9 protein-coding genes are annotated in these 12,400 nt (G+C 71.1%); 4 read left to right on the forward strand and 5 right to left on the reverse strand.

Features of this window, described 5'->3' with window-relative positions:
* Nucleotides 1-2 precede the first annotated feature (2 nt).
* Nucleotides 3-848: a TrmH family RNA methyltransferase gene (locus INT49_RS07805; RefSeq protein ID WP_319021549.1), complete on the forward strand. Its 846-nt coding sequence runs from the start codon at nucleotides 3-5 to the stop codon at nucleotides 846-848.
* Here the strand turns inward: INT49_RS07805 and INT49_RS07810 are convergent.
* The 5 genes from INT49_RS07810 to INT49_RS07830 all read right to left on the reverse strand — a co-directional run bounded on the left by INT49_RS07810 (nucleotide 820) and on the right by INT49_RS07830 (nucleotide 5,492).
* Nucleotides 820-1,566: a class I SAM-dependent methyltransferase gene (locus INT49_RS07810; RefSeq protein WP_193117161.1), complete on the reverse strand. Its 747-nt coding sequence runs from the start codon at nucleotides 1,564-1,566 to the stop codon at nucleotides 820-822. The genes INT49_RS07805 and INT49_RS07810 overlap by 29 nt on opposite strands.
* Before the next feature lie 75 nt (nucleotides 1,567-1,641).
* Nucleotides 1,642-1,983, reverse strand: coding sequence for a 2'-5' RNA ligase family protein (locus tag INT49_RS07815; protein ID WP_193117162.1), 342 nt, complete (start codon nucleotides 1,981-1,983; stop codon nucleotides 1,642-1,644).
* A 10-nt stretch (nucleotides 1,984-1,993) separates the two neighbouring features.
* The gene (locus INT49_RS07820) at nucleotides 1,994-2,500 is read right to left on the reverse strand and encodes a histidine phosphatase family protein (RefSeq protein ID WP_193117163.1); all 507 of its coding nucleotides are present in this window, start codon (nucleotides 2,498-2,500) and stop codon (nucleotides 1,994-1,996) included.
* 44 nt (nucleotides 2,501-2,544) lie between these two features.
* A complete protein-coding gene (locus INT49_RS07825; RefSeq protein ID WP_193117164.1) occupies nucleotides 2,545-3,576 on the reverse strand; it encodes an NAD(P)-dependent alcohol dehydrogenase in 1,032 nt (343 codons plus the stop codon).
* Between the two features lie 170 nt (nucleotides 3,577-3,746).
* A complete protein-coding gene (locus INT49_RS07830; protein ID WP_193117165.1) occupies nucleotides 3,747-5,492 on the reverse strand; it encodes an HNH endonuclease in 1,746 nt (581 codons plus the stop codon).
* Between the two features lie 837 nt (nucleotides 5,493-6,329).
* On the opposite strand from INT49_RS07830, the gene INT49_RS07835 reads away from it, so the two are divergent.
* Genes INT49_RS07835 through INT49_RS07845 form a run of 3 tightly spaced genes read left to right on the forward strand, consistent with a single transcriptional unit; the run spans nucleotide 6,330 to nucleotide 12,391 of the window.
* Nucleotides 6,330-7,184, forward strand: a complete 855-nt coding sequence (locus INT49_RS07835) for a hypothetical protein (RefSeq protein ID WP_226849909.1) — start codon at nucleotides 6,330-6,332, stop codon at nucleotides 7,182-7,184.
* On the forward strand, nucleotides 7,184-8,938 hold the full coding sequence (locus tag INT49_RS07840) for a DNA polymerase Y family protein (protein WP_193117166.1): 1,755 nt from the start codon (nucleotides 7,184-7,186) through the stop codon (nucleotides 8,936-8,938). The genes INT49_RS07835 and INT49_RS07840 overlap by 1 nt, the downstream gene beginning before the upstream one ends.
* Nucleotides 8,939-8,965: 27 nt before the next feature.
* Nucleotides 8,966-12,391, forward strand: a complete 3,426-nt coding sequence (locus INT49_RS07845) for an error-prone DNA polymerase (RefSeq protein ID WP_193117167.1) — start codon at nucleotides 8,966-8,968, stop codon at nucleotides 12,389-12,391.
* Nucleotides 12,392-12,400: the final 9 nt, after the last annotated feature.

Consider the following 12,400-nt stretch of genomic DNA (forward strand, 5'->3'; position numbering starts at 1 on the left):
CGGTGGAGCACGCACAGCTACAGCGGATCACCGACCTCGGCGATCCGGCCCTGGACGACTACCTGCGCATGACCGACGTCCGGCTGCGCTCGCGCGTCGAGGTCGAGCGCGGCCTGTTCATGGCCGAGAGCTACGAGGTCATCTCCCGGGCGGTCGACGCCGGGATGGAGCCCCGCTCCTTCCTCATGTCCGAGAAGTGGAAGGACAAGTTCGCGCCGTTGTACGAGCAGTTCCCCGAGGTGCCCGTGTATGTGGGCGACGGGGACCTCATCGAGCAGTTCACCGGCTTCCACCTGCACCGCGGCGCACTGGCCTCCATGCAGCGCCCGGTGCTTCCCGAGGTCGCGGAGGTGCTGCGCACCGCTCGCACCGTCGCCGTGATCGAGGACATCGTCGACCACACCAACGTCGGAGCCCTGTTCCGCTCCGCCGCGGCGCTCGGGGTCGACGCGGTGCTGGTCACCCCGCAGTGCGCGGACCCGCTCTACCGCCGCTCCATCCGGGTGTCGATGGGCACGGTCTTCCAGGTGCCGTGGACGCGCCTGGAGGCCTGGCCCCGCGACGGCGTGGAGCTCCTGCACGAGGCAGGCTTCGACGTGCTCGCGCTCGCCCTCACCGACGGCGCCGTCGCGCTCGAGCACCTGGACCTGGGACCGGATCGCAAGGTCGCCTTCGTGCTCGGCGCGGAGGGCCACGGGCTGAAGCCCGCCACCCTGGCAGCGGTCGACCAGCACGTCGTGATCCCGATGGCCGGGGGAGTGGATTCCCTGAACGTCGCCGCCGCCAGCGCTGTCGTGTTCTGGCAGCGCCGCGCCGCGCTCATCGCCTCCGGCGCGCCAGCAGGCTGATCGCGTTCGGCAGGCGGCCGTCCCAGGCCGCCGCCGGGTTCTCGTCGTCCGGCATCCAGAACGGATCCGGATGCTCCGCCAGGTGCAGGAGCTCGAACCCCGCGCCGAGCACCGTCATCACGAGCTGCGCGAGGGTGCGCTGGTGCTCCGTCGCCCCGCGGGCCGGGAAGGTGTCGTTGACGTGGCTCGCGGCGAAGTAGCTGCGATCCTCCCGCACCCTCGCCTCGTCGTGGTCCCAAGCCCACAGCGGCACCAGCGGATGCCCCTCATAGACGAACAGATGCCCACCTGGCCTCAGCAGCCGGTGCATCTCCGCCGCCCACGCGTCGAGATCGGCCATCCAGATCAGGGCGCCCTTGCCGGTGTAGACCAGATCCGCACTCTGCGCGGGTCGGCCGGTGTCAGGCAGCTCGGCCAGCTCGTATCGACACTGCGCGCCCAGCTCGTCGGCCCGACGCTGGGCGGCCGCGACCGCCGTCGGGCTGTAGTCGAGCCCGAGCACGGAGTGCGCCCCGAGCCGGATCAGGGCGTGGTCGTCGAGTCCGTGCCCGCTCTGCGGATGCAGCACCTCAGCATCCTCGATCAGAGGCCGGAGCTGCTCCTCCTCGATCGGCAGCAGCCGCGCCGTGCGGGCCTGCTCGAGATGCTCCGCGTACTCCCGCACATGCTTCGAGGAGGCCTCGTCCCAGGCTCGTCGGGTGTCGTCATAGGTGCTCATCACCCGAGGCTAGAGCGCCACGGAGCGTCGAGCGAGGGAATTCGTCCCGGATCCGTCGACGTCCGTGGCCGACAGTCAGTTGCGGGAGGACGAGCAGGCGGCGGCGACCTGCGCAGTGAGCACCCGGACCGGCTCGGGATCGTCGAGCTGCACGAACAGGACCCGATCACCGAACCAGGACGTACACCTCTCTACAAGCTGAAACGACTGTTGCATCGCGAACAGCTCGTTGAGACGATAATGATCCTCCTCCTGGAGATCACCGAGGGGGACGAAGGGGTGGAGCACTGTCACGTGCGCGGGGATCCCGTCGGCCGCAGCTCTGTCGAGCCGCCCCCGATGCCTCCCGACAGCGCTCGCGGCACCCGGGACCCTCAGCAGCAAGGCTGTCTCGTCGGTACTCTCCGTCGTCGCCATATCCTCGTCCTCAGTTCGCGATCTCGACCGTGATGAACTGCGGGAAGGTCAGCGTCGACCAGTACGACTCCGCCGCCTGGCCTGCTTCTAGGTAACCGATCTGCACGAGCCACGCGACCAGGACCATGCCATGCGTCGCGATGACGAGGTCGCTCCCTGGGTGGGCTTCGACCGCCTGGGCGAATCGTCGCCCCGCCTGGTCCGGAGTCTCCCAGTCGCGATGCCGATCGTCGAGCTCCCCGTGGATCCACGCTCCACGCCTCTCGGAGGAGAACTCATCGAAGGGTTCGCCCGGCCTGTGCACCTCACAGAATCCGATGTCTGCTGCCGGCTCTCTTCCGGCCATCAGTCGGGCGGTCTCGATCGCCTTCTGCTCCGTGCTGCTGAGGAGGATGGAGCCCGCGGGCAGCTTGTGACGCATCGAGCGGGCGGCGGCCCGGCCCTCAGAGCTCAACGTCCAGTGCGACGGCGGGAGCTGAGGGTCCGGGATCGGCATGGCGTGACGCAGCAGGTGCACCTGCCGTGTCCGCCCGGGCCCCCGCTCGCCGCCGCACGCCATGATCAGAGCGTGATCTGCAGCTTCACGTCCGTCGGGCGTCCTTCGAGGAAGCGCTCGAAGGCCTGCACGGAGTTGTCGAAGGTGAAGGTCTCCGAGACGAAGCGGGAGAGGTCCACGGCATCGCTCGCGGCGAGATCGATCGCCTTCTGGTAGACGTTCGCATACCGGAACACCGTCTCCAGGGAGATGCCGCGGCTCTGGGCGGTGGCGATGTCGAAGGGCACCGGGTCCACGGGCATGCCGACCAGGACGATGCGGCCGCCGGGGGCGGGCAGCGACCAGAGATTCTTGTACGCAGGAGCGGCACCGGTGGCCTCGAAGACCACCTGCGGCCCCCAGCCGCCGGTCTCCGCACGGACCCGTTCGCCGAGGTCCTCCTTCGTGGCGTCGACCGGGACGATTCCCTCGAGCCCGTCGAGCAGGGCGAGCTTCTCGGGGAGGACGTCGCTGATGTAGACCGTGCTGGCGCCTCCGGCGCGGGCGGCGATCGCAGTCATGATGCCGATGGTGCCGGAGCCGATGACTGCTGCGACGTCACCGGGCTTGATGCCGGCCTTGGTGGCGGCGAACATGCCCACGGAGAACGGCTCGATGAGGGCGCCCTCGGCGAAGCTGAGGTTGTCGGGGAGCTTGTAGGTGTACGCGGCGGAGTGGATGACCTCGTCGGTCAGGCAGCCGTCGACCGGCGGGGTGGCCCAGAACTGCACGGCGGGGTCGACGTTGTAGTTGCCTTCCTTCACCGCGCGGGAGGATGGGTCCGGCACGCCGGGCTCCATGGCCACGCGGTCACCGGGGGAGAGGTTGGTGACGCCTTCGCCGACCTCGACGACGGTGCCGGCACCCTCGTGGCCGAGGATCATCGGCTCTTCGACGACGAAGGGTCCGATCTTGCCGTCGGTCCAGTAGTGCACGTCGGAGGCACAGATCCCGACGGTGTGCATCGCGATGCTGACCTGACCCGGACCAGGGGAGCCGACGGGCTCGACCTCTTCGATGGACATCCGGTTCTTCTCCTGCAGCACGAGCGCGCGCATGGAACTCCCTTTCGACGTGATGTGTCCGAGGCCTCATGATCGCAGAGTCCTGGCACGTCAGGACGGGAGGCTCGAGGTGTGAGCAGGCGCGGACCTGTGGGAGAACGCGGTACCGGGAGCGTCGCCGATTCTGCCGGGGCACTCGGATGGCGGACGGCTCGGTCGCCGGGTCAGGAGGGGCTGTCGTCGGGGTCATCGGGATCATCGGGTTCGTCGGGTGAGGGTCGGGGCCTCAGGGGTGGCAGGGGATTCCCCTCAAGGAACTTCTGTAGTGCTTCGTCGCTGTCCGCGCCGTGTGCTCGGTGTCCGGTGCGGCGCTGGTTCTCGAGACGGCGTTGTCCGATGATGCGGTCGCGGGTGGGGCGGGCGGCTTCGATCTCGGCGATCCGGGTCGCGTCGGCGTGGGCGCGCAGGTGCGTGTCCCAGGCCCGGTCCAGCGCAGCAGCCAGGACAGGGGTCAGCAGGTCGTGCTCCTCGTAGGTCGCGGTGCGCAGCTCGCCATCGATCGTCCACTGCGTCCGGGTGGGCTCGATGACCGGCCGACGGGGATCCGGGCGGGGAGGCAATGTGGCGGGTGGGAACCGGGGTGGATCTTCGGGGGTATTCCGGAGCGGTTCAAGCCTGGAACCGGACTCTGGATTGTGACCTGAGTCTGAATCGGTGTCTGTGTCGGGGTCGCGTTCGGGGTCGATCAGGCCCGCGGTTTTGATCGTGTGGTGCAGCCAGCAGAGTCGGTGAAGGTTCGCCAGCGAGGTCGGGCCACCCGAACCGGGGTTGGTGTGGTCGTATTCCTCGATGTGGTCGTCCTCCGACGCCAGCACCGTTGCCCTGGTGCAGCCGGGGGCGGCACACACGGGGTGGCGGAGGCGCAACTGGAGCCGCATCTGTGCGGTGGGGGTGTAGGTGTCGGCGGTGACGGGGAGGTAGGCGCCGGTGGTGGGGTCGGTGAGGATCCGCTGCCAGGTGGCCTGACCCGCGGCCAGGGCGCGGGCCTGTTCGGCGGGGACCGGGATCAGACCGTCGATCACCCCGGGCGCGTCGCTCTCACCCAGCAGCGTCATCGCCGGCACCGTGACCAGCAGCTTGTACGGGGAGGCAGGCTCGGGCACCGGGTCCGTCGTAAGCATCGACTGGGTCAGCACCGCATACCGCAGCGCCGCCAGCGACATCGCTCGGCCGCGTTGACGCAGCACCTCATCGAGATCGAACGGGATCGGGGTGTCGCTGTCCTGGTCGTTCAGGGCTTGGCGCTGGGCTTTCTGGATCGCCTGCGCCGCGACATCGAGACGGTGGGCGAGGGCCTTGATCTCCAGCGTCGGCCCCGTCACCGACAACGTCGCGATACCCCGGGTCGGGTCGGTGATCTCGAGATCCACACGCCGTTCCGATTCCGGGGTGAGAGGGATCGTGCCGGCAGTGACCAGGGTGATCAGCGAGTTCAGGTGGCGGGCGAACTGATCCCGGGAGATCGACGCCAGGTCCCAGCCGGCCACGTGCTCGTCGACGACCCGGACCTGGTCATCGGGCAGCGCCCGTACTTTGCGCAGCAACAACCGGTGGAAATCCTCGGGCAGGTCACCGGTACGCAGGACCTCGAACGTGCCAGGCATGAGCGTCACGGAGCGGTGGGCGTCACGGATCAGGCACTCCGCCCGATGCAGGGATGCCCGCAGACCGGTCGCGACCTTCAACGCCGAGATATCCGCCGAGTCGATGCACCCATCGGACTCCGGATCCCGAGTCAGGAACGCCGTCAACAGCTCCTGCTCACGGGCATACAGCTTGGTGCGCTCGCGCATGTTGTCGTGAATCGCCAACGCGCACGCCGCCTGCTCACTCTCGGGCTCGGCCTCGCACGCCTCGATCACCCGCTGCGCGGTCAGCGCCCGCCGCGCACGCACCGGCCACACCGGCACCGCAGGAACTGCACCGGGATCGGAGGCGGCACCAGAAGGACCACCGGAGCGGTTCCCTGGAACGTTGCTCGCAGGCCTATCCTGCCCGCCACCGGACTGTGAATCCTGCTCGAACTCCTCACCCACGACAACCCCTCCTTCCCACCCCTGGAAAACACCGGCTCCACTGCCGACGACGTCACCCCAGTTTATCCCCTAGAAAGCCTTTTCGATAGACCCGAACGGCAATGCGGATCAAATTGTGGATAACCACCCACTGTGGAGGAATGAATCGTTCCGGAAGGCACTCCGAGGGGATGCCCGAGGGGGGCGGCGGGGTGGATGCAGCACAGGGGCACACCGAAGATCCCACTCGCCGGCTCCCCGAATGGCGCGACCGAATGATGTGGCCGGGCCCAGTTGTCGGACCTACCCTTCAGGCGTCGCGGAGGAATACTGTTCGACAGCACAAGAATGCTGGATCTCGGGCAAATTACTACACCTCCTGACGCTCCGAACTGCACATTGTGGATAGCCACTATCTGTGGAGGAAAGAAGTACATCAGCCACGCAGACCTCTCCGTCCCCATCGGCCTACCCAGCCTCCACTCACCCCGGGAGAAGGGGGTCACGAGGAGCCCGCGAGGGTGCCTGCGGGGTGGTCCGCGGGGAGGTGCTGCCGCCTGGTGCGCCGACTGTCCCACCCCTCCCGCACACTCCGTACGTACGTTCGAAGTCACGACCTGCAGGGCTTGACTCGCCCTTCATGGCCAGGCGTAGAGTTCGAACAGAAGTTCGAGTAGAAGCAGTGCGCAGTTCCCGGCCGGAACGGAGCGGGATGGAGGTGGAACAGTGAGCATGCGTCTGCAGACGGCTTCTCGCGAGGCCGAGCCCGCGAACCGTGAGGATCGCCTCGCGCTGGCCCGCGCCACCCTGGGTGCCGCTGAGCGCAGCGCCTCCCGATGGGGAGGGCGGATCGATCGCACCGCCCTGCGCACCGCGACGACACCGGCAGCACCGACAACGACGACGGAACAGGCAGAGCAGGGCCTCGCCGACGACGGGATGGGTACCAGGGTTCCGGTGCCCGGGCCGCTTGCCGGACTGTTCCCGCGGGGCAGCCTGCGGGCGGGAAGCTCCGTCGCGATCACGGGCGCTGCCAGCACCTCGCTGCTGCTGTCCCTCGCGGTCGCCGCGGCGGGGGAGGACTCCTGGTGCGCGATCGCGGGCATGCCCGATCTGGGGCTGCGCTCCGCGGTCGATGCCGGCCTGGATCCCTGCCGACTCGCGCACGTGCCTGCGCACGGCGAGCAGCGTCCCCAGGTGCTCTCCGCCCTGGCCGATGGCGTGGATGTGCTCGTGCTCGGCCCCGATCTCGATCTCGCCCCCGTGCTGTGGCGCAGCCTGCTGGGTCGCGCCCGCACCGCCGACACCCTGGTCCTCGCCGCAGCCCCGCCCGGGCGCGCCGATCTCACCCTGCGCTCCACGACGCTGCGCTGGACCGGTCTCGGCGCAGGCTCGGGACGGCTGCGCACCCGTCGTCTCGAGGTCCTCGCGAGCGGCCGGGGGATTGCCGGGCAGCGGGAGGTCGAAGTGCTGCTGCCACAGGTCGGCGGCATGATCGCCTCGGCGCCGCAGCAGCGCAGCCGGCACGAGAACCTGGCCGCCCCGCCCCCGGTGCGCCTGCTCGAACCGGTGCGGAGGGCCGGGTGATGACCCTCGACACGAGCACCAGCACCAGCACCAGCACCAGCACCAACCCTGCCAGCACAGCCACCCGCACGGTCGCCGTGACCGTCCCGGACTGGCCGCTGCTGGCCGCGCTGGACCGGCACCAGCGTCGGCTGGTCGAGGAGAGCCCCGACGGCGAGCCCGCTGCGATCGACCCGGCCGTCGTCCCGGTCATCCTGCTCGACCAGCATCGGGTCACGCACTCGAGCGCCGCCGCCCGGGAGGCGGGCGCGCTGCCCGGCATGAAGCGTCGTGCCGCGCGTGCCGCCTGCCCCGAGGCGCTCGTGCTGGAGGCGGACAGGGAGAACGAATCGGCCCTGTTCGAGCTGGTCGCGGCCGCGGTGGACACGATCGCCGCCGGGGTCGACGTGCTGCGCCCCGGAGTGCTGCTGATGTCGGCCCGCGGGCCGGCCCGCCACCAGGGCGGGGAGGCGCAGCTGGCCGAGCGGATCCTGGACGCGGTCGCCGAGCTCACCGGCTGGGACTGCTCCGTGGGGATCGCCGACGGGCCCTTCGCCGCGCTGCTCGCCTCCCCGCCGGGACGGATCGTGCGGGACGGGCGCAGCGCCGACTACCTCGCCCCGCATCCGATCACGACGCTGCGCAGCGCCCCCGTCGGCCCCGGCTGGGGGCATCGCGGGCAGCCCTCGGCGCGGCGCACCGAACGCCGCCTGGACCTCGCCGAGACCGTCGATCTGCTGCAGCGCCTGGGGATCACCACCCTGGGGGATCTGGCCGCGCTCCCGTCGGCCGCGGTCGCGGACCGCTTCGGTCCCGATGTCTCCACCTTGCACCTGCTGGCCCGCGGCGAGGAGCCCGCCCCGCCTGCCACGCACCATCCCACCCAGCCGATCCTGGCCGAGACCACGCTGGAGACCCCGCTGGTGCGCACCGACCAGGCGGCCTTCATCGCGCGCCCGCTGGCCGAGGAGCTGCACACGATGCTCGTCGCGAACGGCCTGGTGTGCACCCGGCTGCGGATCGTGGCCCGCACCGAGGGCGGCGAGGAGATGGAGCGCACCTGGCGGCACGACGGCGCACTCACGGTGGCCGATGTCGTGGACCGGATCCGCTGGCAGTGCGACGGCTGGATCACCCGCTCACGGCTCGGCGGCCCCTCGACCGGCGCGATCACCCGGATCGGCCTGCACCCGCTGCAGCTCGCCCCGGCGGGGGAGAGCGCCCCGGCCCTGTGGGGGAGCGCCGGGGAGGCCGCCCAACGGGCCTCGCGCGCCTTCGCCCGGGCGCAGGGCCTGGCGGGGGAGGACGCCGTCCAGGTCCCCGTCCGCGTCGGCGGGCGACTGCTGGCCGACGAGATGGTGCTCGTGCCGTGGCGCAGCGAGAAACCGGCCACCCACCCCGGGCCCTGGCCCGGCTCCCTGCCGCGGCCGGTGCCCACCACCGTGTTCCGGGACCCGCCGCCGGTGGCCCTCGAAGATGCCGACGGGAGGCCCGTGGTGGTCACCGCCCGGGGTCTGCTGAGCGCCGCGCCGGCGCGGCTGCTGGTCCTCGCGCCCGGGGCCCCGGTCCTGCAGCGCCTCGGCCTGCGCGCCGGCTCCTCGCATCCGGTGCTCGCCCATGGCGCGCCCACCGTGATCGACGAGCGGTGGTGGACGCCGCAGGGCGCCCGCTCCGCCCGGCTGCAGCTGGTGGTGCGCGGTGCGGGCGATGAGGAGACCGCGGTGCTGGCGCTGTCCCGGACCGGGAGCTGGACGCTGGAGGGGCTCTATGACTGATGATCGTTCGAGGGACGGGAGACGCTGATGGCCGGCTGGTTCCTGGGCCCACCCGCGTGGAAGGACATCGAGGCGATCCTCTCGGACCGTCCCGCCGAGCTGGTCGCCCCGCCGATCGTCATCGAGCACACCGGGAAGGTCGCCGACGACGCCTACCGGCCTGCGCGCACCGTCGACTACGCCGAGCTGCACGCCCATTCGCACTTCAGCTTCCTCGACGGCGCCTCGAGCCCCGAGGACATGGTGGAGCAGGCCGCCCGACTGGGGCTGGGCGCGATCACCCTGGTGGATCACGACGGTCTTCCCGGGGCGGTGCGCTTCGCCCGTGCGGCGGGGGAGGCGGGCATCGCCACCGTGTTCGGGGCCGAGCTCACCCTCGGGCTCGAGCCGGGGGCCGACGCCGCGAGCGCCACCCCGGTCGTCTCCGCGCCCCGCACCGGCATCCCCGACCCCGAGGGGGAGCACCTGCTGGTGCTGGTGCGCGACACGGACGGGTACCGGCAGCTCTCGGCCGCGATCGCCCGCGCCCACCTCGACAGCGGGGAGAAGGCGGTCCCGCGCTATCGGCTCGCGGAGCTCTCCCGGCTCGCCCGCGAGGGGCGCTGGCAGATCCTCACCGGCTGCCGCAAGGGGTCCGTGACCCGGGCGGCGGCCGCGCACCTGGCCGACGGTGACCTCGAGGCCGCCGCCCATGCCGCGGCGGGCGCCATCACCCGCCTGCTGGAGCTGTTCGGGGCCGGGAACGTCGCCGTCGAGCTGGTCGCCGGCGGCGGGGGAGAGGCGGATGAGCTCCACGACGCCCTCGCCCAGGGTGCCCGCCTGGTGCGCGAGGACCACGGCCTGGACGAGATCTCGCTGCCGCTGGTGGCGACGACGAATGCGCACTACGCGCGACCGGCCGACAAGCGCCTGGCCGACACCCATGCCGCGCTGCGCGCCGGGGTGCCCCTGGTCGACGCCGACCCGTACCTGTCCTCCCGGCCCGCGCACCTGCGCAGCGGGGAGGAGATGGCCGAGCTGCTGCCGCGCTATCCCGCCGCGATCGCCGCGGCCGCGCGGCTGGGCCGGGACTGCGCGCTGGACCTGCGCCTGCTCGCCCCGGACCTGCCGCCCTTCCCGGTGCCCACCGGGCACGACGAGGCGAGCTGGCTGGTGGAGCTGGTGGAGATCGAGGGCCGCGAGCGCTACGGGCCGAGGCCCGCCCCGGAGCGGCCCGAGCGGATCCCCGGGGCCTGGGCGCAGATCGACCACGAGCTGAGGGTCATCATCGACCTGCACTTCCCCGGCTACTTCCTCATCGTCCACGAGATCGTCGACTTCTGCGCCGGGGTGGGGATCCTCGCCCAGGGGCGCGGATCGGCCGCGAACAGCGCCGTCTGCTATGCGCTGGGGATCACGGCGGTCGAGCCCGTCAGCCACGATCTGCTGTTCGAACGCTTCCTCGCGCCGGAGCGGGACGGCCCGCCGGACATCGACATCGACATCGCCTCGGACCGACGCGAGGAGGTCATCCAGCACGTCTACGCCCGCTACGGGCGGGAGAACGCCGCGCAGGTCGCCAACGTCATCACCTACCGGGCGAAGCTCGCGGTGCGCGACGCCGCCCGGGCGCTCGGCTACGACCCCGGGGCGCAGGACGCCTTCTCCAAGCGGATCGAGAGGTCCTTCTCCTCACTCGCCGAGGCCGACATCCCCGCGGACGTCGTCGACCTCGCGAAGCAGCTGCGGGACGCCCCGCGCCATCTCGGCATCCATTCCGGGGGCATGGTGCTGTGCGACCGGCCGGTGATCGAGGTGTGCCCGGTGCAGTGGGCGGCGATGGCGGACCGCAGCGTGCTGCAGTGGGACAAGGAGGACTGCGCCGACGCCGGCCTGGTGAAGTTCGACCTGCTGGGGCTGGGGATGCTCACCGCCCTGGACCATGCATTGACGATCGTCGCCGAGCATCACGGGCAGCACTTCGAGCTGCGCACCCTGCCGCAGGAGGACGAAGCCGTGTACGACATGCTGTGCGAGGGGGACAGCGTGGGGGTGTTCCAGGTGGAGTCCCGCGCGCAGATCTCCACCCTGCCCCGGCTGCGACCACGCGAGTTCTACGACCTGGTGGTGGAGGTCGCGCTGATCCGACCCGGGCCGATCCAGGGCGGGTCCGTGCATCCGTACATCCGCCGCCGGAACAAGGAGGAGGAGGTCACCTTCCTGCATCCGCTGCTGGAGAAGTCCCTGGGCCGCACCCTGGGGATCCCGCTGTTCCAGGAGCAGCTGATGCAGATGGTGGTCGACGTCGCCGACTTCAGCCCTGCCCAGGCGGACCAGCTGCGGCGGGCGATGGGCTCCAAGCGCTCCACCCAGAAGATGCTCGAGCTCTCCGATGCACTGTTCACCGGGATGGCGAACCACGGCATCACAGGGGAGGACGCCGACGCGGTCCACCGCAAGCTGCTCGCCTTCGCCAACTACGGCTTCCCCGAGTCCCACGCTTACTCCTTCGCGTACCTGGTCTATGCGAGCTCGTACCTGAAGTGCCACTATCCGGCGGCGTTCACCGCGGCGCTGCTGCGCGCCCAGCCGATGGGCTTCTACTCGCCGCAGTCGCTCGTCGCCGATGCCCGCCGTCACGGCGTGCTCACCCGCGGGCCCGATGTGCTGCGCAGCAGGGCCCGCTCCGATCTGGAGACCGACGAGGAGCACGCCGGCTACCGGGTGGATCCGCCGCGCGCGCAGGTCCAGGGGGAGGCAGCCGCGCGGGGTCCGGCGATCCGGCTGGGTCTGGACCAGGTGCGGGGGATCAGCACGGAGACGGCCGACGGGATCATCGCCGAGCGCGAGCGGGGCGGTCCCTTCGTCTCGGTCCCGGACCTCGCCCGACGGGTGCGGCTGAGCGCCCGCCAGCTCGAGGCGCTGGCGACGGCCGGGGCGCTGGATGCGCTCGCGTCCTCGCGTCGGCAGGCGCTGTGGGCCGCGGGGGCCGCTGCTCAGGAGTCCCCGGACACGCTGCCTCACCTCGCCGTGGGCGCGCAGGCGCCGACGCTGCCGGGGATGGGCGAGGCGGAGCTCGCGACCGCCGACGCCTGGGCCACCGGGATCACCCTGGACGATCACCCCATGGTGCTGCTGCGCGAGGAGCTCACGGAGGGCGGGGTGCTCTCGATCCAGGGCACCCGGGAGGCGGAGGACTCCAGCCGGATCCGGGTGGGCGGCGTGATCACGCACCGGCAGCGTCCGGCGACCGCCGGGAACGTCACCTTCCTCAGCCTCGAGGACGAGACCGGGATCCTCAACGTGGTGTGCTCACAGGGGTTCTGGGTGCGCCACCGGGCCCTGCTGCGCACCGCCCGGGCGATCGTGCTGCGCGGCATCGTGGAGAACCGCAGCGGGGCGGTGAACCTCGTCGCCGACGACGTCGCGCCCCTGGACCTGGCCGCGGCGGGCCGGTCCAGGGACTTTCAGTGAGCATGGAGG

This window comes from Brachybacterium tyrofermentans, assembly GCF_014897585.1.
GTDB lineage: Bacteria > Actinomycetota > Actinomycetes > Actinomycetales > Dermabacteraceae > Brachybacterium > Brachybacterium tyrofermentans.

What these genes read in the sequence shown, in the direction of transcription:
- INT49_RS07810 (WP_193117161.1), bottom strand. Translation starts at nt 1,566, where the DNA reads ATGAGCACCTATGACGACACCCGACGAGCCTGGGACGAGGCCTCCTCG.
- INT49_RS07815 (WP_193117162.1), bottom strand. Translation starts at nt 1,983, where the DNA reads ATGGCGACGACGGAGAGTACCGACGAGACAGCCTTGCTGCTGAGGGTC.
- INT49_RS07825 (WP_193117164.1), bottom strand. Translation starts at nt 3,576, where the DNA reads ATGCGCGCGCTCGTGCTGCAGGAGAAGAACCGGATGTCCATCGAAGAG.
- INT49_RS07835 (WP_226849909.1), top strand. Translation starts at nt 6,330, where the DNA reads ATGCGTCTGCAGACGGCTTCTCGCGAGGCCGAGCCCGCGAACCGTGAG.
- INT49_RS07840 (WP_193117166.1), top strand. Translation starts at nt 7,184, where the DNA reads ATGACCCTCGACACGAGCACCAGCACCAGCACCAGCACCAGCACCAAC.
- INT49_RS07845 (WP_193117167.1), top strand. Translation starts at nt 8,966, where the DNA reads ATGGCCGGCTGGTTCCTGGGCCCACCCGCGTGGAAGGACATCGAGGCG.